The sequence below is a fragment of the Pseudomonas agarici genome, from assembly GCF_900109755.1.
GTDB lineage: Bacteria > Pseudomonadota > Gammaproteobacteria > Pseudomonadales > Pseudomonadaceae > Aquipseudomonas > Aquipseudomonas agarici.
Genome location: NZ_FOAR01000024.1, coordinates 38,581 through 59,467 on the forward strand (window position 1 = coordinate 38,581; position 20,887 = coordinate 59,467).

16 protein-coding genes are annotated in these 20,887 nt (G+C 60.3%); 5 read left to right on the forward strand and 11 right to left on the reverse strand.

The features are described from left to right. Window positions 1–126: 126 nt before the first annotated feature. Together BMX68_RS19545 and BMX68_RS19550 are read left to right on the forward strand one after the other, a co-directional pair. Window positions 127–552 (forward strand): c-type cytochrome, encoded by a 426-nt coding sequence (locus tag BMX68_RS19545; RefSeq protein ID WP_017130314.1) that lies wholly within the window; start codon window positions 127–129, stop codon window positions 550–552. A gap of 577 nt (window positions 553–1,129) precedes the next feature. Beyond that, window positions 1,130–3,070 carry an acetyl-CoA hydrolase/transferase C-terminal domain-containing protein gene (locus tag BMX68_RS19550; protein ID WP_074862522.1) on the forward strand — a complete coding sequence of 647 codons (1,941 nt, stop codon included), beginning with the start codon at window positions 1,130–1,132 and terminating at the stop codon, window positions 3,068–3,070. On the opposite strand, the gene BMX68_RS19555 is transcribed toward BMX68_RS19550, so the two are convergent. The 8 genes from BMX68_RS19555 to BMX68_RS19590 form a co-directional block, all read right to left on the reverse strand. After that, a complete protein-coding gene (locus tag BMX68_RS19555) occupies window positions 3,061–4,080 on the reverse strand; it encodes a fimbrial protein (protein ID WP_244159614.1) in 1,020 nt (339 codons plus the stop codon). The genes BMX68_RS19550 and BMX68_RS19555 overlap by 10 nt on opposite strands. A gap of 83 nt (window positions 4,081–4,163) precedes the next feature. After that, window positions 4,164–4,685, reverse strand: coding sequence for a fimbrial protein (locus BMX68_RS19560; protein ID WP_017130310.1), 522 nt, complete (start codon window positions 4,683–4,685; stop codon window positions 4,164–4,166). 58 nt (window positions 4,686–4,743) lie between these two features. Next, window positions 4,744–5,271, reverse strand: a complete 528-nt coding sequence (locus BMX68_RS19565) for a fimbrial protein (RefSeq protein ID WP_017130309.1) — start codon at window positions 5,269–5,271, stop codon at window positions 4,744–4,746. Between the two features lie 40 nt (window positions 5,272–5,311). Beyond that, the gene (locus BMX68_RS26465) at window positions 5,312–6,274 is read right to left on the reverse strand and encodes a fimbrial protein (RefSeq protein WP_026012998.1); all 963 of its coding nucleotides are present in this window, start codon (window positions 6,272–6,274) and stop codon (window positions 5,312–5,314) included. 61 nt (window positions 6,275–6,335) lie between these two features. Then, window positions 6,336–8,936, reverse strand: coding sequence for a fimbria/pilus outer membrane usher protein (locus BMX68_RS19575; protein ID WP_017130307.1), 2,601 nt, complete (start codon window positions 8,934–8,936; stop codon window positions 6,336–6,338). Between the two features lie 137 nt (window positions 8,937–9,073). Then, complete coding sequence (locus BMX68_RS19580; protein ID WP_017130306.1) at window positions 9,074–9,859, reverse strand: fimbrial biogenesis chaperone; 786 nt, start codon at window positions 9,857–9,859, stop codon at window positions 9,074–9,076. 19 nt (window positions 9,860–9,878) lie between these two features. Further along, window positions 9,879–10,649, reverse strand: coding sequence for a fimbria/pilus periplasmic chaperone (locus tag BMX68_RS19585; protein ID WP_017130305.1), 771 nt, complete (start codon window positions 10,647–10,649; stop codon window positions 9,879–9,881). A 61-nt stretch (window positions 10,650–10,710) separates the two neighbouring features. Next, entirely contained in the window at window positions 10,711–11,274 is a 564-nt protein-coding gene (locus BMX68_RS19590; RefSeq protein WP_017130304.1) for a fimbrial protein, read from the reverse strand. Between the two features lie 298 nt (window positions 11,275–11,572). Here BMX68_RS19590 and BMX68_RS19595 point away from each other — a divergent pair, with 298 nt between their 5' ends. Continuing rightward, the gene (locus BMX68_RS19595) at window positions 11,573–12,241 is read left to right on the forward strand and encodes a response regulator (protein ID WP_017130303.1); all 669 of its coding nucleotides are present in this window, start codon (window positions 11,573–11,575) and stop codon (window positions 12,239–12,241) included. A gap of 42 nt (window positions 12,242–12,283) precedes the next feature. Here the strand turns inward: BMX68_RS19595 and BMX68_RS19600 are convergent, their stop codons facing one another. Next, a complete protein-coding gene (locus BMX68_RS19600; protein ID WP_017130302.1) occupies window positions 12,284–12,853 on the reverse strand; it encodes a xanthine phosphoribosyltransferase in 570 nt (189 codons plus the stop codon). Window positions 12,854–12,908: 55 nt separating this feature from the next. Continuing rightward, window positions 12,909–14,918, reverse strand: a complete 2,010-nt coding sequence (gene rep / locus BMX68_RS19605) for a DNA helicase Rep (RefSeq protein WP_017130301.1) — start codon at window positions 14,916–14,918, stop codon at window positions 12,909–12,911. A gap of 267 nt (window positions 14,919–15,185) precedes the next feature. Here rep and BMX68_RS19610 point away from each other — a divergent pair, with 267 nt between their 5' ends. Further along, on the forward strand, window positions 15,186–16,856 hold the full coding sequence (locus BMX68_RS19610; protein WP_017130300.1) for a putative bifunctional diguanylate cyclase/phosphodiesterase: 1,671 nt from the start codon (window positions 15,186–15,188) through the stop codon (window positions 16,854–16,856). Between the two features lie 20 nt (window positions 16,857–16,876). Here BMX68_RS19610 and BMX68_RS19615 read toward each other — a convergent pair whose 3' ends face one another. Beyond that, window positions 16,877–18,283, reverse strand: a complete 1,407-nt coding sequence (locus tag BMX68_RS19615) for a NorM family multidrug efflux MATE transporter (protein ID WP_017130299.1) — start codon at window positions 18,281–18,283, stop codon at window positions 16,877–16,879. A 609-nt stretch (window positions 18,284–18,892) separates the two neighbouring features. Here BMX68_RS19615 and BMX68_RS19625 point away from each other — a divergent pair. Then, entirely contained in the window at window positions 18,893–20,869 is a 1,977-nt protein-coding gene (locus tag BMX68_RS19625; protein ID WP_017130297.1) for a methyl-accepting chemotaxis protein, read from the forward strand. Window positions 20,870–20,887: the final 18 nt, after the last annotated feature.

Consider the following 20,887-nt stretch of genomic DNA (forward strand, 5'->3'; position numbering starts at 1 on the left):
TAATACCCCTGTAACTCCAAGGGTTGTTTCGCAGTGCCGGTCTTATCGCTATACTCACGCCTGCCTGCGAAACCGTGGTTCGGGGTGTGATTAGCCACCATTGAGGGTGTACGCGTGAATCCAATTATGAAAATGCTGGCCGTACCAGCAACCTTAGTCGTCCTATGGACAATCAGTGCTCAAGCTTCGACAACCAACGACGATATTGCCAAACGCCTGGAGCCGGTCGGCCAGGTCTGTGTACAGGGCAAGGAGTGCAAGGGAATGGAAGTCGCCACCCCGGTCGGTGGCGGTGGCGGCGCCAAGACGCCCGACGAGGTGATTGCCAAACACTGCAATGCCTGCCACGGTTCCGGCGTGTTGGGCGCGCCAAAAATCGGCGCGGAAGGTGCTGCAGATTGGGCTAAGCGTGCGAAGGAGCAGGGTGGCCTGGATGGCTTGCTGGCCAAGGCCATCACCGGTATCAACTCGATGCCGCCAAAGGGCACTTGCGCCGACTGCTCCGATGCCGAACTCAAAGGAGCCATCGAGAAGATGTCCGGCCTGAAATAATTTTGAGTGGGGTGATGGCACCATGATCTATGGAAGGCGAGCTTATTACTCGCCTTTTATTTTTCAGCAAAAAGGCGCTTAAGGTATTTGCCAGATGAGTTGATCACTGCTTTGTAAATACTATGACCATCGTGCATCCGAAGCAGTTTGCAGTTTGGCATAGACATGATGAGCGGGGAGTGGGTCGCGATAATGAATGGTGATCCATTTTCAGCAAGCTCACATACTTTCAGAATGAAGTTCAACTGCTTTTATGGGGAAAGAGAGACTTCCGGCTCATCGAGAATATACAGTCCATTGGCCTTGAGCCGGTATTGAAACAGGGCCTCCATTGCTTCTGAAATTCGCATGGACTTTTATTCGGTATTTTTAGGGGGTTTATTTTTTATAAGTGTTAAAAGTAGTCTATGGACTAACTTGTTGGTCAGACTTTTAATTCAATGGAGTCTGTTTCTTCGTTATGAAAGGTGGTTTTGAGTTTTTAATTGGATGAGCGCTACCTCCAGAATGTATCCCTCCCTGCAATCTTCGAGGTATGGTTGCTGATCCTTGTTGGAAAGTGGTCTAGGAGGATCGCATGGTGCAGGCGTGTTCTATCGAGCGGGCAGTCGACGAGGTGTTGGCGCGGTTGCCGGCGCATATCCACATGGGTGTGCCACTGGGGTTGGGCAAACCCAATCGTTTCGTCAATGCCCTGTACCGGCGTATCTGCCAGTTGTCGGAGCGGCGGTTGACGATCTACACGGCGCTGACCCTGGGGCGCCCCGCCCTGGGCGACGGCTTGCAACGGCGCTTGCTCGAACCCTTTGTCGAGCGGGTGTTCGGTGATTACCCGGAGCTGGATTTCCTCGCCGACCTGCGTCGCGGCCAACTACCGCCGAATATCCATGTCGAGCAGTTCTTCCTTCAACCGGGCAGCCTGCTCGACAGCGCTCCCGCCCAGCAGGATTATGTCAGCAGCAATTACAGCCACGCGGCGCGGGATATCAATGCCTGTGGCCTGAACCTGGTGGCCCAGTTGGTCGCCGCCGATGCGCGGCAACCGAACCGGTTGAGCCTGAGCTGTAATCCGGACATCACCCTTGACCTGCTGCCGATGATCGCCAAGCGCCGTGCAGCCGGTGAAACCATCTTATTGCTGGCCCAGGTCCATGGCGACCTGCCCTATATGGAGGGCGATGCGCAAATCGACCGTGAGGCCTTCGACCTGCTGATCGACGAGCAGGAGCAAAGTACGTTGTTCTCCACTCCGAACATGCCGGTGGGCTGCCAGGATCATTTTATCGGCCTGCATGCCAGTACGTTGGTGCGCGATGGCGGGACCTTGCAGATCGGCATCGGCTCCATGGGCGATGCGCTGACGGCGGCGCTGCTGGCCCGTCATGCCGATAACGACAGGTATCGGGCGCTGCTGGCTGATATCGACGTGTTGCCCTGGAAGTCGCTGATCGAGCGCGAGGGCGGTGTGGACCCCTTTGCCAAGGGGCTTTACGGTTGCAGCGAGATGTTTGTCAACGGCCTGCTGGTGCTGGCCGATGCAGGGATCGTGCGGCGCAAGGTGTATGCCGATATCGCCACGCAGCGCCAGGCCAATGCCGGGTTGCTCGATGAGACGGCGGCGGTCGGCGGCGTCGTGGTGCATGGTGGCTTCTTTCTCGGGCCTGACAGCTTTTACCAGCGTCTGCGGCAGTTGCCGAAGGAGCGGCTCGCCGAGTTCAATATGACCGCCATCAGCTACATCAACGAGCTGTATGGCCAGGAGGAACTCAAGCGCCTGCAACGCCTGGAGGCGCGCTTCATCAACAGTGCCTTCACCATGACGCTGCTCGGGGCCGGCGTCGCCGACCAGTTGGAAGACGGTCGGGTCGTCAGTGGGGTGGGCGGGCAGTACAACTTCGTGGCCCAGGGACACGCGCTGGAAGGGGCACGCTCGGTGTTGATCCTGCGCAGTTGGCGTGAATCGGCGGGCGAGGTCAGTTCGAATATCGTCTGGGAGTATGGTCATTGCACTATTCCCCGGCATCTGCGCGATATCGTTGTGACCGAGTACGGGGTTGCCGACCTGCGTGGCAAGAACGATGCGGCGGTGATCGAGGCGTTGCTCAATATCAGCGATTCGCGGTTCCAAGCCGGGCTGATTGAACAGGCGCAGAAGGTCGGCAAGCTGCCGAAGCATTTCCGCCTCGATCCGCGTTTTGCCGATAACAGCCCGGAGCGCCTGCAGGCAATTCAAACACGGCATCCGCGGTTGTTCGCGGAGTATCCGCTGGGCAGCGATTTCAGCGCCGAGGAGCGCGATCTGCTGCGGGCGCTGAATTGGCTCAAGAGCAAATTCAAGCTGAGCGAGGTATTGGAGTTGGGCAAGGCGACGCTGGACGCCCCCGAGCCCTCGGTATTCGCGGAGCACTTGCAACGTATGGAGCTGGTGCAACCGCAAGGCCTGCGCGAGGAGTTGTACCAGCGTCTACTGCTGGCCGGGCTGCAGGCCACTAGAGGGCTAGAGGGCCATCAGTTGTAGCTGATGTTGACGGTCACGGTACTGATCAGCGTGCCTTTGGTGAGCGTACCTGTGGTCTTGTGATATGCCGCGCCCAGCGGCAGCACAGCCCGATTGCTTGACACCGGCACGGTGCGCGAGCCGTTGTTGCTGAGAGTCGTTTCGACGCCGCCGATTCGCGAGTAAAGCCACAGGCCAACACCGGCGGCTGTACCTGTGCTCCTGAACAGCGCCGCGTTGCCGGTGGCCGGTGTGCCGCTGAACCTGAAGGTCACGTTGGAGGCATTGCGACAGTTGGCGCTGATGTCGAAGGTTTTCTTGGCCAACCAAGTACCGGTGAAGTTCGAGAGCCGGACGGTGTCCAGCGGCACCGTGCGATTGACATCGCCCACGGCAAGATCGCAAGTAGGTGTTGGAACAATAATGGTGCCTCTGCCCAGGGTGATGTTGAATTCATACGGATTGGCACTCACGGGCCTTGGCTCCCACCACGTGCGGGCAATAGTGCGCGGAACAATATTCCCGGAAGACAGTGTTCCGGTCTTTATCAGTCTGTAAGTGATGTCATAGCCATAGTTGTCACCATGCACCGCAAGGTTGGTCTGACTGTACGTGCGCTGTGTATTGTTACTCTGGATCCCGGTCAGAGTGTTGTGCGCGCCGACACGAGTGCCGCCGTTGGTTCTGAATACAATCCCGATTCCGGGCATCCCTGTTGGGTAGACGCTATAGGATCGGGATCCATCGTTGTAGCTCGATACCGCGCCGGCAGCTCCCTGTGCGCTGAATTTCACATCGGTGTTGCTCGTGCAAAACCAGCGAACCCGCATGCTTGCATGACTGACACTCAAAAAATTGTTCCACCCTGTCAGTGGGCTACCGACAGAAACGTTGTCTGTGACGGTGACAACGCCAAGATCACCGGCAAATCCACCTGGGTGGTAGACAGAAGACGTGCACGCGGCGAACGCATGTCCAGACATGGACAATAACAGTGCCGTTGCGGATGTTACCTTGTAAGGCCCGTTCATTTGCCTCCCCTGTTTTTCAATATTTGGGCTCCTGGAAACGACACATGCCGTCTGCCTGAAGCTGTTGCCGATCCAGCCATGTCTCAGTTGTAGGTGACGTCCACTGTCGCCTGGCTTTCCAGCGTCCCTTCGCGTATCGCGCCAATCTTCCAGTAGGCGGCCCCCAGTGGCAGGACTGCCAGGCCGCCGCTCGGGGTCAGGGTGCGGGTATTGTCGTTGCCGTCTGCGCGGATAGTCTGTTGTACGCCGCCCTGGTGCGAGTACAGCCACAGTCCCAGGCCGCTGGCATCACCCGTGTTGGCGAACCGGGCGGCATCCGCAGGGGCCGGCGTGCCGTGAAACGTGAAGGTCACGCTGTTGATATCCGAATCGCAGCGGGCACTCAGTTCGAAGGGCTTGTGACCTGCCGAGTCGGTGTGGGCGAAATCGCTGACCTTGACCGGCGGCAGGCGAATGGGGCGCTCGATATCGTCGGCAATCAGGTTGCAGGTGCCCCCCTCGACGGTGCCTTCGATCTGCAGGTTTCCCGGGGTCAGGACCTCGGTGGCCGAGGCCTGGGCGATGGCCGCAACCGTCAGCGCCAGAAGTATCAGATACGTTTTCATGGGGTGTTGTCCGTTCTAGAGGCCGACTGGAGGTCGCGGCCAATCAGGGCCTCGCATGTCAGTTGTAGGTAATGGTTACGGAGGCCGTGGTCAGCAGTGAGCCTTTGGCGACGGTGCCGATTTTTATGTAGTGGGCGCCCATGGGCAGTACCGCGCGGCCGGAGCTTGCTGCAATGGTTCGCGAGCGAGCGGTTGCGGTGCCGTTGGCCGGGAAGTTGTAGGTACTTCCGCCGATGCGCGATTGAATCACGGTCGCGAGGCCGCCCGCCGTGCCGGTGTTGGCGAAACGTGTGGGGGAGGTGGCGGATGGCGTTCCGCTGAAGGTAAAGGTGACATTCCTGACGTCCGAATCGCAGTTGGCGGTCAGATTGAACTCTCGGAGACCGGTCCATTCGGTGCTATCGAAATCACTGACCTTGACCGTGGGTAGAGTGATCTGGCGGTTGACGTCGCCGGTGTCCAGATTGCAGGTGCCACCCTGAATATCACCGCGAAAGGTCAGAGTGCCTTGCGTGGCGGCTTGGGTGGTGGCGGAAATCGTTGTGGCGGTGATCCATAAGGAGAGTACAAAAAGCGGTGTTTTCATGGCCGGGATCCTTCGAAAATGTCGTCGATCATTGATGTGTTTAGTTGTAGGAAATATTCACGGTGACGGTGCTCGCCAGCGTGCCCTTGGTCAGAGCAGCGTTGGTCTTGTGATACTCCGCGCCCAATCGCAGCACGGCGCGGTTGGCGGATACCGCCACGGCGCGGGCGCTGTTGTGGCTGACCGTCTGGTTAGGTGTATGCAGCCATAGCGCAACACCGCCCGCCGTGCCGGTATTGGCAAAGAGTGCGGAGTTTCCGGGCGCTGGAGTGCCGGTGAATCTGAAGGTGACGGTCGAGGTGTTGGTGCAGTTGGCGGTCAGGTCGAAGTGTTTAAGGCCGGCCGAGACACCGGTGAAATTCGAGATCCGGACGGGATCCAGGGTGATCGTGCGGTTGACATCGCCAGCGGCGAGGTCGCAGGTGGGAGAGGCTGCAACAATCACTTTCGTGGCAGTATAGTAATTGCCCACAATGAAGTTATAACCGTAACCGCTACTACCGAATATGTGCTGATAGGCCTGTTGCGCCTGTATTGTGCCTGGAGAAACATTGTCATGTGTCTTGATGATTTCCACTTCGACATAGTCCGCGGCGGAAATCCCCAGATCGGTGGTGCGGCTGTAGTTGCGATTTTGAGTGAAGTTAGGGGAGCCATCCAAAAACCTGAAACGAATGCCAATGCCTGGCACACCAGTCGTAAATACATTGGAAAAACCGGCAACGGGGGCGGCGGCATAGGTCAAACCGCGTTGATAAGTATAAGTGCCTGCCGTACAGCGGATATGGGTACGTGCGCCACTCGTCATCAAACGTTGTTGAAATAGAACTTTTCCGACCGGATCATGACGATTTACGGTAATGCTGGCAGGTCCGCCGAATGATCGGAAGTCTCCTCCTCCCGCCCCTTGGATGTATTGACAGTCCGCCAATACCCAGAGCGGGAAGAGCATCGAGGTTATCAGCATAAACAGGCTGAGAGATCGCGTATTTAGTAGAGCCATGGGATTGCTCCAGCATCAAAATTCAAAATGGAAAAAGAAGGTTCGACAGGGCATCACTGTCTCATTTGGTTTCCCCGTATCGGGTGGTTCCACCGGTCTCATCGAGACTGGCATCGGCCCGGCAATCTCCCCTCATCTGCCGCAAACCTTCGGAGTCGGCGACACTATTCAGGTCATATGCGATCCAGCAGGTGTCCGCTGGGGTCGGGCCCCACTTGACCGTCAACCGACCGCTCTCTTGCGGCAAGCGGACGAACGCCTTGCTGTTCTGCCCGACCACGCCCACGCTGGCCTCGCTTTCATCGAACACATCGGCGCCGAACGGTAACGGACTGTTATCTTCGCGGCGGGCATCGATGATCACGGCCCGTCCGCTGCTGGTCTCGTACTTCATTACCACCACGGAACCGGACCGGGGAGCGATGTTCTGCGAGGCTGACTTGAGTTCCACATCGTGGGACATGTCCCTGGGATCAAGTTCGACCACGTTCTGACGGTACGGTGTGAGGTGGGGCACTACCGCGTAGCCGTTGTCGTCCACCTGGGCCTCGTTGTTGCTGCCGACCCATGCGCCACTGGCGCCGGGTGCGTGAACCAGGCCGATGGTGTCGCCCAGCTCCGGCGTCAAGGTCAGGCCGCCGGCATGGGCCACGAGGCCTCCGGACAAGCTCGCCGATTGTGAGTGATAGCCGTTGCCCTGGCTGAAGCCGGTGGAGGCCACGGCATAGCGGCTGCGGTATTGCAGGTCGGCGTTGAAACTATTGCCGACGCCGTTGTCGGCATGGCTGGCCGAGACTCCGTAGTTGAGCTCGCTACGTTCGCCCCAGGTGCCGCCGAGGCCGGCCTGGGCACTGCTTTGGCGGTCGCCGCGGCTGAGGTTGCTCCACAGGTTCGGTGCGCGGTTCGAGTAGCCCAGCGGCAAGCTGATGGTGAGGTCGATCTGGTTGCTGCTGCGCTCGGTCAGCAGGTCGCGGCTGCGCTGGGCACTGACGGTGTAGTTCACGCGTTGCCAGGAACTGCTGTAGCCGGCGGTGAAGCTCAGGGTGCCGCTCTTGCGGTTCCAGTAGTTTTGCGATGAGCCGGTGAGGAATACCGACCCCTGGTCCAGGCTCTGATTGAGGCTGATATCCAGGCGTTCGCGCACCCGGCCCACACCTTCCAGGTCACCGCCCTGGCGGGCGATTTCACGCAGTTGTGCGGTGTCGCGGGCGTTGAGGAAACCGTCGGTGGAGTAGCGGAAGGCCCCCAGGGCGAAGTTGGTCCCGGTGTCGGCGAAGTTCTTGTTGTAGCGAGCCTGCAGGCTCTGGCCCTGGCGCTTGGCAAGCCCCGGCAGTTCGGCCTGGGAGGCGGTCAAGTCGAGGGAAATCGCCCCCACTGGGGTGTTGAACGCCGCCCCCAGCAGTTGCGACTGGTAGCCTTGCGAGGCCAATACGCCGGCATAACCGGTGACCAGGTTATTGAGACCGTATTGGAAGGTGCCTTGGGCCAGCCACGGCTTGCTGTCGAGGCCGAGCTCGTTCATCTCGCCGACGCTCAGCGAGTAACGGCTATAGCCCGGACGGATCAGGTTCACGTTGGAGGCGAACGGCACGATGAACTGCCGTTGCCGACCGTCGGACTCGGTGACGGTGACCTCCAGGTCGCCGCCGTAACCGGTGGGGAACAGGTCGTTGAGTACGAACGGACCTGGTGGCACGGTGACTTCGTCGAGCAAGATGCCGCGCTGGCGCACGCTGACCCGGGCGTTGGTCTCGGCCACCCCACGGACGATGGGGGCGTAGCCCGTCAGTGAGTCGGGTAACATGCGATCATCGGTGGACAAGGTTATGCCGCGCAGGCGGATGCTGTCGAACAACTCGCCGGAGGTATAGATCTCGCCGGTCATGAGTTGCGATTGCAGCCCAGGCAATTCCCGTTGCACATAGGTGGCGCTGCTCTGGTAGCCACTGGTGGCTGAGTTGCTGCTGTAGGCGCCGTTGTGCCGCAGGTGCCAGCCGTTCAGGTTGAGGCCGGTGTGCAGCCCCAGGTAGTTGGAAAACGATGAACGGCCCTGATTGTTGTTCATGAAACCGTTGGCATTGTAGCGGATGAATGCCGCGTTCACGCCCGCATCCCAGTGTTCCGGACTGACGTAGCCGCGGGCGGTGCGTGACAGGTAGAGCTGTGGTACTTGCAGGTCCAGGCGTCCGTCGCCGGTATCGAAGCTGGCGGTGGCGCCGGGTATGTAGGTGCCGATATCGCCGCAGGTCGGTAGGGCCGGTAATGCCGGCGGAACGGTTACGCCGGCTTCGGTGGCCTTTTGTGCGAGCCCGTCGAGATCGATTCCGAGCCTGATCAACAGAGGGCGTTCGAGGCAGAGCTGAGCGTTGTTCTGCCCCTCGACGGTAGCGAAGGTCAGTTCTTCCTGGCCGATCCAGTTGCCGTTGATGGAGACATCTGCACGGTACAGGCCCGGCAGGACCACATTGCCTTCGTTGAAGCGCGAGATGTCAATCTGCCCGCCGCCGCCGGGAAAGAACGCCGGATTGAACTCCACCCGCTCGACCTCGTTCGCCGCCCAGGCATTGCCGGCGGCCAGCAGCAGGAGGCTGTGAATGACGTGAGCCAGACGGTTGCGTGGGGCACGTAATCCACCGGGTACAGATTGTGTCTTCGATCTCATCGCTAACGTTCCAAACCTTGTGTGTTGCCGGATTCGGGCAAGCCGGACCCGACCGTCGCGCGTTGTTGATCGCGGACGGGGCGGGAATCTCTTTATGGACTGGCGTTCCAGGCGCGCCAGGCGCCGATGTCAGTCGGTCATGGTGTGACCTGGGCCTTGTGCGAGTGTCGGGCGCCGTAGTCGTCGATGGTCTGGAACTCGACCCATGCATCGGCCTTCGGTGTCGACTTGAGGCTCGGCAGGGGGAAGCGGTTATTCGCCTTGGGGTTGACCATGTTTTCCGGTCCGGTTTGGCCGACCGGCTTGGCATGGCGTTGGCCCGCCGCAACCAGTTCCACCGAATCGAAGTTCAGGTGGTAGGGCGTCGGGTTGTGCACTTCCAAGCTTTGCCCCTGATCACCGTTAACCAGCCTCCAACTTAGTTTTTCCACCGCCTGCATAGGGTCGTAGGGCAGGTTCCGCGGTCGGAAAAACACCTTGATACGCGTGCGGAATGCGAGCTGTAATTGGTTGCTCTCTGCCGAGTCCTGGGCCTTGGGCGGTACTTCCAGCATGTTGAGCCAGAACAGGCTTTCCTTGTCCGTGGGCAGCGGTTCGCCGGTATAAGCCAGCCGGACGACCTGCTGCTTGCCCGGCTCCATGCGAAAGATCGGGGGAGTCGCCAGGAAGGGCACGCGGGCCTGTTCCGGCGCCACACCTTCGTCGCCGGTGTCTAGCCAGACCTGCACCAGGGCTGGCCGCTGGTTTTTGTTTTCGAAGCGTATCGTCACCTCCTTCTGGTTGGCCGGATACACCACCCGGGTGCCGGTGATGATGACGCTGGCCTGCGCCGTGACACTGCTGCCCAGCGCAAGGGCCATCAGCATGGACAGGCCGCAGAGGCGGGCGAGCGTGGTGATGCGTGACAATCTGCGGGTGTTCATGAGCTATGGTCGGTCCGGTTCAAGAGGTGATGTCGGCGCTGTGGCTGACGCGCGCGCCGAAGTCGCTGATTGCGGTGAACTCGACCTTCAGGGCGCCGGTGGGCGGCGTTCGCAGGGCAGGCAGCGGGAAGCGCTTGATATCGCCGGACGGCAGTAACAGGCTGTCGTTGACCTCTTTGCTCGGGGCTTTTGGATAGCGTTCATTGCGGCCTTTGCCCACCAGCTCCACCGAGCCTAGCGAGACGTGATAGGGCGTCGGGTTGACGACTTCCAGAGCGTGGCCACCCTCATGGGGCACCAGCTTCCAGCTCAGTCTTGGTGCCGCGGCACCCTTCGGATAGGGCAATCCCTGCGGTCGGAAGAACACGCGCAGGCGGGAGCGGAATGACAGTTCCAACAGATTTCTGTCGGCGGCATCGGCCGAGGTTGGCTGCACTTCCAGTACATTCAACCAAAACAGGCTTTCGCGGTCCGTGGGCAACGGCTCGCCGGTATAGCGTAGGCGCGGGGCTTGCTGCTTTTTCGGTTCAATGCGCAAGATCGGCGGTATCGCGGTAAAGGGGGCTTGCGCGGTGGCGGGCGTCGCCCGTTTGTCGCCGTCATCGAGCCAGAGCTGAACCAGGGCGGGACGTTCGCCTTTGTTCTCCAACCGGACCACGACCTCCTGTTGTTCGGCGGGATAGATCACGCGCGCGCCATGGATGACCACGGCGGCCAGTGAGGAAGTAGCGTGCGGCGATGCCGTCAGAAAAGCACAGATGACCATGCCCGAACGAGCCAGGTTGTTCATTGGCGAAGCTCTCGTGTGGAAGGCTGGACCCGCGACAGGGCGCGGGTCCGTTGGATGATGCTTAGTCGGCGTACTCGATCATGAAGCCGACCCGAGTGGCGACCTGGCCTTCACCCGCCGCGCCGGTGGCGTAGTACTGAGCAGCCAGGGGAATGACCGCCTGGTTGTCGGCGATGACCGCGCCTTCGGATTTTTCGGTGTAGACGTGGATCGGCGTGCCATCGCGCTGGGTCACCTCGACCTGGACGTTGCTCGCGGCGTCGCCGCTGCTGTCGATGTTCAGGCGGCCTGTGGCAACGTCGATTGCTGGGCTGGTCGGGTCGAATGCGACCAGTGCGGTACGACCGTTGGTGCAGGCGGTTTCGCCCGGCGCGCCCACGCGAATCGAGAAACCGGTGAGGTTGGCGCGATCGCCGGCGTGGGTCAGACGCGCCGCGGACACACCTCCCAGGTCGACGTTCTTGACCACGGTGCCACCACCGGGCGCTTCGCCTTCGATGGTGCAGGTCACGTCGGTCACCAGGCCGTTGAAGTTGATGACGCCGTCGTTGGCGGCGGAAGCCGGCAGGGCGATGAGTGCTGCCAGGGCCAGGGACACGGCGGCAGAGACTTGCGAGATTTTCATGGAATTACCTTGAATGGTTTCAGTTGATTTCCCCTCCGGCAGCCCGCCGAGTGGAGAGTGGTAGCCTGTCGGATGAGGGGGCTACTCTCGCGCAGCCAGAGTCGATGGAACATCGAGATAACTCGAAACGCTGAAGTTTCGTGATTTCTCGAAGGGCTTTCCGTTTGTGCTCTCGGCGCTGGGTGCTATAAGCCTGAAAGTTCTGTAGGTATTCGCCGCGCCCGTCGCTGGCGGCTCGGTTTTTTCTCAGGAGGTCTAAAAAAAGATGACTAGCGCAGTCCCTGGTTCCTACACGGTAATGTTGTTGGACGATCATGAACTGATAAGGGTGGGGACGGCCTTGTGGCTGTCGAAGGAGCCTGACTTTGAGGTTGTCGGGTCCTTTTCCACGGGCAGGGAGTTGCTCGATGCCCTGGCCGTGCGCCAACCCGATATTGTCGTCATCGACTTCATGCTTGGTCCGACTGAGATCGACGGCATCAACCTGATTCGTGCCTTGAGGGTGCGTTATCCCGATTGCCGGCCGCTGGTGCTCTCGGCCCACTACACCCCGGCGACTGTGTCGCTGGCACTACGGGCTGGAAGCTGGGGCTTCTTTGGCAAGACCCAGCGCCTGGACGGTTTGGCGGCGGCGATCCGCACCGTGGCCCGTGGGAAGATCTATCTGCATCCGGTGATGGCCAGGGAAGTGGCGACGGTGTCGGAGACGGAGGTGTATGAGGCGGCGAGCGCCACTGAGCAGGTATCGGCCTGTGCCCATGACATTCTCTCGCCCAGGGAGAGGGAAGTGCTGCGCTGTTTTCTCGATGGTATGTCGGTGAACGGGATCGCCGAGAAATTTTCGCGCAGCGCCAATACCATCAGCACACAGAAACAGTCGGCTTATCGCAAGCTCGGGATCAAGACCGACAGCGAACTGTTCAAGTTGTCCAGTTCGTTGCGAGACCCCAATGCGATGGGCTTCTGACGTCGAGCGGCCAGCAGGGCTGTGCCTGCGTTGGCGCTCGTGTCAGATAAAGGTCACCACGCCATCGGCCAGGGATTTCACTCGGGCCAGCGATTCTACGCGATAGCCTTGAGCGTCCAGTTCGGCACGGCCGCCCTGGAACGACTTCTCGATCACGATGCCCAGGCCCGCCACCGTCGCGCCGGCCTGCTTGATGATCGAGATCAGGGCTTGGGACGCCTTGCCGTTGGCCAGGAAGTCATCAATGATCAGCACCCGATCGCTGCTGGTCAGGTGACGCGGGGAGACCGCCACGGTGCTTTCCACTTGCTTGGTGAAGGAATAGACGGTTGCCGACAGCAGGTGCTCCGTCAAGGTCAGGGACTGGTGCTTGCGGGCGAAAATCACTGGTACGCCGAGGTTCAGCCCGGTCATGATCGCCGGAGCAATGCCTGAGGCCTCGATGGTGACGATCTTGGTGATGCCCGAATCGGCGAACAGCGTGGCGAATTGGTCACCGATCAGTTTCATCAACTGCGGGTCGATCTGGTGGTTCAGGAAGGCGTCGACCTTCAGGACCTGATCGGAAAGCACGATGCCTTCTTCGCGAATTTTCTTATGCAGTGCTTCCACGGAACGTCCTCAAGTAGCGCGTGTTGCGCTGAAGATTAGATAAAAATAGTTAATTCTAGCGCTTTAACATGGCGCGGATATCCGCCAACGCGGAGTTGCCGCGAACGGCCTTCACTTCGGTCGGGGTGTCATCGTTGCCTTCCCAGGCCAGATCGTCAGGCGGCAGCTCATCGAGGAAGCGGCTGGGCGCGCAATCGATGACCTCGCCGTATTGCTTGCGTTTGGCGGCGAAAGTGAAGGCCAGAGTCTGGCGCGCGCGGGTAATCCCGACGTAGGCCAGGCGCCGCTCTTCCTCGATGGTGTCGGCTTCGATGCTGGAGCGGTGAGGGAGAATCTCCTCCTCCATGCCCATGATGAACACATAGGGGAACTCCAGTCCCTTGGATGCATGCAGCGTCATCATCTGCACGCCTTCGGCACCGTCTTCCTCTTCCTGCTGGCGTTCGAGCATGTCACGCAGGACCAGCTTGCCGATGGCGTCCTCGACGGTCATGTCGCCGTCTTCGTCTTTTTCCAGGGTGTTCTTCAGCGCCTCGATCAGGAACCAGACGTTGCCCATCCGGTAATCGGCGGCCTTGTCGCTTGAGCTGTTAGTGCGCAGCCAGTTTTCGTAGTCGATGTCCATGACCATGCTGCGCAGGGCCGAAATCGGATCCTCGCCAGCGCATTGCTCGCGCACGCGGTCCATGAAGCGCTTGAAGCGTGCCAGGCGGTCGGTGAAGCGATTGTCCAGATGTTCCCCCAGGCCGACTTCGTCGATGGCGCTGTACATCGAGATCTTGCGCTCGGTGGCGTAGTTGCCGAGCTTTTCCAGGGTGGTCGAGCCGATTTCCCGGCGTGGTACGTTGATGACCCGCAGGAACGCGTTGTCGTCATCCGGGTTCACAATCAGGCGGAAGTAGGCCATCAGGTCCTTCACTTCCTGGCGTCCGAAAAAGCTGTTGCCGCCGGACAGGCGATAGGGGATCTGGTGGTGCTGCAGCTTCAATTCGATCAGCTTGGCCTGGTAGTTGCCGCGATAGAGAATGGCGAAATCGCTGTAGGGACGATCGGTGCGTAGGTGCAGGCTGAGGATTTCCATGGCCACGCGCTCGGCTTCGGCGTCCTCGTTGCGGCAGCGGATCACGCGGATCTCATCGCCGTGCCCCATCTCGCTCCACAGTTGTTTTTCGAACGCGTGGGGGTTGTTCGAGATCAATACGTTGGCGCAACGCAGGATGCGGCTGGTGGAGCGGTAGTTCTGCTCGAGCATCACCACTTTCAGGGAGGGATAGTCGTCCTTGAGCAGCATCAGGTTTTCCGGGCGCGCGCCTCGCCAGGCATAGATCGATTGGTCGTCGTCGCCCACCACAGTGAACTGGTTGCGTGTGCCAATCAGCATTTTCACCAACAGGTATTGGCTAGCGTTGGTGTCCTGGTATTCGTCCACCAGCAGGTAGCGGACCTTGTTCTGCCACTTTTCGAGAATGTCGGCATGTTCCTCGAACAGTTTCACTGGCAGCAGGATCAGGTCGTCGAAGTCCACCGCGTTGAACGCCTTGAGCGTGCGCTGGTAATGGGTGTAGACGATGGCGGCGGTTTGCTCCTTGGGATTGCGTGCGTTTTCCAGGGCCTGGGGCGGCAGGATCAGGTCGTTCTTCCACGCGCCGATCATGTTCTTGATTTCGTCGACGCCGTCGTCGCCCGAGTATTCCTTTTGCATGATGTCGGTCATCAGGGCCTTGACGTCGGCTTCGTCGAAAATCGAGAAACCCGGTTTGTAGCCCAGCCGCGTATGTTCCTTGCGGATGATGTTCAACCCCAAGTTGTGAAAGGTCGAGACCGTCAGGCCGCGGCCTTCGCCGCCCTTGAGCAGCGTGCCGACGCGTTCCTTCATTTCCCGCGCTGCCTTGTTGGTAAAGGTCATGGCGACGATGTACTGAGCGCGGATGCCGCAATTTTGGATCAGGTGGGCGATCTTGCGGGTGATCACGCTGGTCTTGCCGGAACCGGCACCGGCGAGCACCAAAAGAGGGCCGCCGACGTAGTTCACGGCTTCTTGCTGCCGGGGGTTGAGTCGGGACATGGCGAAGTCAGTAGTCTGTTACGAGAAAGGGCAGGCATTTTAGCAGGCTGGACAGATTCTGCCGCGACTCTCCGACACGGCGACCTACCACGCGATCTAAATTTGCCGGTTTTGTTAGTTTCCCGCAGGATGCACGAAGAATTTAAGGCTATTGTGCAAGTTTGCACGGTACAAAGAAGCAGTTGAGAATCAACTGTGTTTGTAGTCACTGCGCGGCGCGTCATAATGCCTTTCGCCACTATTTTTTGCAGAGTCTAGGGAGCTAGCTTGTCCGAGCCTGTCGAACCCTTGCGTTTGCTGCTTCTGACCGAAGATCCGATGTGGGCGGCGTTGTTGCGCGAGTGTCTCGCTCCGATGGGCGATGCAGTCGTATTGGTCACTGCGACATCCTGGGAGCGGGTCAGCAGCCTCTTCGAAGACCAATGCCCGACGATATTGCTGAGTGTACCCGGTCTGCAGCCGGCGCCGGGGCGCTGCAGCCTGCCGACGGTGCTGTTGCTCGACAGTGAGCCGGACGTAGCGCCGCTGGGTGTCAGTGACTGGCTGGTTCGCGCGGACCTGGACGCCTCGACTCTGCGTCGCTGCCTGCGTTATGTGCATGAGCGTGGGGTGCTGGAAAACACCCTGCAACGTCTCGCCGAACAAGACCCGCTGACCGGCATCGCCAATCGCCAGGGATTCCAGACCCTGCTGACGGCACGCCTGGCCGAGAATGAAGGGCGCGGCCTGGCCCTTGGGCACCTCGACCTGGACAACTTCCGCCATGCCAACGATGCGCTGGGCCACCAGGCCGGTGATCGGCTGATCCTGCAAGTGGTCGCACGCCTCAAGAGTCAGCTCGAAGCCGGCGATCAGTTGGCTCGCCTGGGCAGTGACGAGTTCGCTTTGTTGATCGATACCCGCCGGGCGCCGCAGCGGGCCGAGTGGATGGCCGAGCGGATCATCGAAGTGATGGCCGAACCCTACTGGGTCGATGGCGAAAGCCTGCTGATCGGTTGCAGCCTGGGCATCGCCCACGCCCGTGCCAGAGCCGGTGCCGACCCACTGATGTGGCACGCGCACATTGCCATGCAACAGGCTAAAAGTACCCAGGGCTGCACCTTCCATATCTTCAACGAGCTCATCAATCGCAATGCCCGCAGCCTCGCCGACCTTGAAAGCGAGCTGCGCCGGGCATTGCGCCGTGACGAACTGGAGTTGCACTACCAGCCCCGCCTGGATTTGAGTAGCGGGCAGATCGTTGGCCTCGAAGCCCTGGTGCGCTGGCGACACGGCGAGCGCGGGCTGTTGGCGCCCAGCGAGTTCGTGCCGCTGGCCGAGCAGAGTGGGCTGATCGTGCCACTGGGCTACTGGGTGATTTCCCGGGCCCTGCGAGATATGCAGGACTTGCGCGAGCGTGGGTCGAGGCCGTTGCACATGGCGGTCAACCTGTCTTTCCGGCAGTTCCAGGATAGTCAATTGCTGTCGACCTTGAGTCGGCTGATTGCCGAGCGCGGCGTCGAGGCGCAATGGCTGGAATTCGAACTCACCGAAACCGCAGTCATGCGTCGCAGCGATTTGGTCAAGCAGACCATGGATGCCCTGGGACGGCTGGGGGTGCGTTTTTCTCTGGATGACTTCGGCACCGGTTTCTCCTCTTTTGTGCACCTCAACAGCTTGCCGATTGCTTTGCTCAAGGTTGACAAGAGTTTCGTCGGTGGCATGGAGTTGCGCGAAGAGAACCGCAAGCTGGTCCACGCCATGATCAACCTGGCCCACAATCTCAAGCTGGAAGTCGTGGCCGAAGGTGTCGAAACGCCGGAGCAACTGGCGCTGTTGCGCGGTTTTGGCTGCGATCAGGCCCAGGGTTACCTGATCAGCAGACCGCTGCCGCTGGTGGAACTGGTCGAGTACCTGGCGCTCGGTGCCAGCCGGCAGGGTGCGCGGGAGATCTGTTGAGCCCTCAGGAGCCGGCATTCCTACGACGGTCGTGGTGTTTTCAGATCGAACTCACGGCGCTGATCACTACGCTCAAGCATCCGCTGCATGCGCCATTCAAACGCCAGGGTCAGGCTCACTGCCGCGAACGCCAGCCCCAGGGCCAGGCCCCACCAGACCCCGGTGGGTCCCCAGCCGATATTGAACGCCAGCAACCACGCTGCCGGTGCGCCAATCAGCCAGTAGCAGCCGAGCCCGACGAGGAAGGTCGTCTTGGCATCCTTGAGCCCACGAATCGCGCCCATGGCGATGGTCTGGGTGCCGTCGAACAGCTCGAACCAGGCAGCTACGGCCAGCAGGCTGACGGCTAGCTCGATCACCGGGCGGAACGCCGGGTCATTGTGGTCCAGGAACAATCCGATCAGTTGATGCGGTACGAGCCAGAAGAGCATGGCGAAGGCCAGCATGGTTACCGCGCCGAAGGTGATACCGACCCGCCCCGCGCGCCGCGCATCCAATAGTTGCCCAGCCCCGTAGTGCTGGCCGATGCGCAGGGTGATGGCATAGGAAATCCCTGCCGGAATCATGAACGCCACCGAGACGATCTGCAGGGCAATCTGGTGGGCCGCCAACTGGGTGCTGCCCATAGTGCCCATGCACAGTGCGGCGAAGGCGAACAGGCCGACCTCCACCGCGTAGGTACCGCCGATGGGCAAGCCCAGTCGCCAGAGCTCGCGCAGGTAGTGCCGGTTCGGCCGTAACAGACCGCGGCGCAGGGGATAGTCGCGATACGCGGCATGCCGCTTGATATGCCAGGCCAGGGCCAGGGCCATGCAGTTGGCGACGATGGCGGTGACCAGACCGATACCGGTCAACCCTAGCCGGGGCAGGCCGAACATCCCGGTGATGAATGCATAGTTGAGCGCAAAATTGGCCACGGTACCGCACAGGCTGATCACCATTACCGGAGTGGCGCGTCCCAGGGCGCTGGTAAAGCCGCGCAGGGCCATGAAGCTCAGGTAGCCAGGCAGGGCAAACGGCAGTGCGAGCAGGAATTGGCCGGCTGCCTGCACGTTGCTCGGCGTCTGGCCGAACAGCAGCAGGACCGGCTTGAGGTTCCACAGCAGTAGGCCGGCGCCCAGCGCCATGATCCAGGCCAACCAGAGCCCGGCCTGGGTCAACCGGGTGGCGCCCTCGACATCGCCGGCACCGTGACGAATGGCCACCAGGGTGCCGACCGCAGCAATCACGCCGAGGCAGAAAATCGACACGAACGAATAACTCGCTGCGCCCAGGCCGCCTCCGGCCAGAGCCTCGGGGCTTAGGCGGGCCATCATCAGGGTGTCGGTCAGCACCATCAACATGTGCGCCAACTGCGAAGCGATCAACGGCCCCGACAGCCGCAGGATGGCCCGGAGTTCGGTACGTGCTGGATGCTGCATGATCATCAGACTCAAAAAGTGACAGGCTAGTGGCCTGTACGGTCAGTTCGTTAGCTCAAGTTCTAGTGCCAGAAGTCCATGGTCAAGGCGCTGTGACGAGTCATAGCCGGCCATGGCGAGGAACAGCTACGTCGGCCAGGGACTTGTGGCGCCGAAATTGACTCACAGAGCTCACCACACAGACCACTAGGGAAAGGATTGATTCTCGGCGCCTGCGAGGATTTGCACAAAGGAGTAAAACTCATGTGGGTGCCTTTTTTGTAAGTTTTTCGCTGTTTTGCCATCGCCAGCCTCACCAGCTTTCGAGGCCCAGGCGCGACGCCGTTCGTTCGCGCTGCAAAAAAAGCCGATCAGCCGGAGCGCGGCCAACGGGCATCTCCCGTCGCAGTGAGGGATCGGCTGGCTGTTTTCCGTGCGGATTTTCCTCATCGAAATGGCTCGTCAGTCCGGGATTTGTGCGATATCCATCGAGTTTACTCAAGTATCGCTGCGGGCCGCCGAATCTACCCATATGGAGCTTTTGTTCAGAAAGTCTCATTTAGGATTCTTTTTAGAATTATTACCGGGTAGCGCCATGGGATCAGGGTGATCCGACCGCTCGGCTAGGAGCTGTTCATGTCTCAACCCCGTGCTCGAATCGCCACGCAACTGGGTCTGGCGCTTGCTGCTATCCTGGCAGTGGTCATCAGTGGCAGTACTGTTTTCGCTCTGCGCTCGCTGGACTCCGCTAACCTCGACACCCGTGAAGAGCACCTAGCCAGCGAGGCGCGCCTGCTGGCCGAGCAGTTGACCACCTTCCACGACACCTTGCGCGAAAGCACTCAGCGTTTGAGCGGATTGTTCGAAAAACGCTTCAGTAGTGGTCTGAAGGTGCGACCCGAAGCTTCAGTGGCTGTTGCCGGTACCCTGGCTCCCGGGTTGTACCTGGGCGATCATCTGCTCAACAACGATTTCAGTGAAGTCGACGAGTTCAAGCAGATGTCCGCCGGCGTCGCGACCTTGTTCGTGCGCAGTGGCGACGATTTTATTCGGGTCAGCACCTCCCTGACCAAACAAGACGGCAGCCGCGCTATCGGCACCTTGCTCGATCACCAGCACCCAGCCTACGCCAAACTCATGGCCGGTCAGAGTTATGTGGGGCGCGCCTTGTTGTTCGATCGGTCCTACATGACCCAATACACCCCGGTGCGTGACAGTGCTGGCAAGGTGTTTGCAGTATTGTTTGTTGGCTTCGACTACACCGATGCGCAGAATGCCCAGTTCGACAACCTCAAGCGTTTTCGGATCGGCACCACCGGCTCCCTGTCGTTGCTCGACGAGCAGAAACACTGGCTGGTGCCGCCGGCGGGGGTAAAGGATCTCGACCAGGCGGTACCGGTGATCATCGACCTGGCCAAACAGCCGGGCCACGGTCGTTTCTGGAGCGACAAAGGCAATGATCTCTATAGTGTGACAGTATCATTCGAAGGTGGACCTTGGACGGTGGTGGCAAGCATGCCCAAGGCCGAGATTCGCCAAGTGACCTGGAGTGTCGGTATTCGTCTGGTGCTGAGCAGCGTACTCGCGATGTTGTTGGCGGTCGGTGCGACGGTGTGGCTATTGCGTGGCAAGCTGCAACCGCTGAGGGACCTGGTGCGCCAGGTACAGGCCTTGGGTGCGGGTGACCTGAACGTAAGGTCGAATGTCTCGAGTCATGACGAAATCGGCCAATTGGCCGGCAGCTTCAACCAGATGGGGCAGGCGCTTTCGACCATGGTCGAGCACATCCGCAAGGCGGCCGGCGAGGTCAACAGTCGCGCCAAGACGTTGTCCGGCCTATCCGGCGAGGCCTATGAGGGAATGGAGCAGCAGTCCGGTGAAATCACCAGCATGGCGGGTGCGGTTGAGGAGTTCAGCGCGACTTCGCTGAACATCGCCGACAATATGGGCAATACCGAGCGCCTGGCTCTTGAAAATGCCCAGCAGACGCGGATCGGTCGGACCTCTATGGAGCAAGCGTCATCCTCCCTGGAGCAGATCGCGGCGGCGCTCAACGGCACCGCGACAGTGATCAATACGCTGGGGCAGCGCTCCCAGGAAATCGGCGGCATTGTCGGGGTGATCACCTCGATTGCCGATCAGACCAACCTGTTGGCGTTGAACGCCGCCATCGAAGCGGCCCGTGCCGGCGAGCAGGGGCGCGGTTTTGCCGTGGTAGCAGATGAAGTGCGCAGTCTGGCGGGCCGTACCCGCGAGGCGACTGCCGAGATTTCCGGGATGATCCACAGCATCCAGCAGGAGACCAGCCACGCTATCCTGACTATGGAGCAGGGCAATGCGCTGATGCAGGAAGGTCTGTCGCGTAATGCCAACGTTGCCTCGGCGCTGGCGCGGATCGACGAACAGAGCCGCTCGGCAGGCCAGCAGTTCGCCGCCGTCACCAGCGCCACGCAGGAGCAGAGCAGCACTGCGACCCTACTCAGCAGCAACCTGCAAAGCATCGCGCGGGCCAACATCGAACAGCGCGAAGCGGTCTCCAACCTTGCGTTGACCGCTAAGGAACTGGAACGCCTGGCGGCCGACTTGCACCGGGAGGTTGATCGGTTTTGCTGACTGGGCGAACGCGGCCTA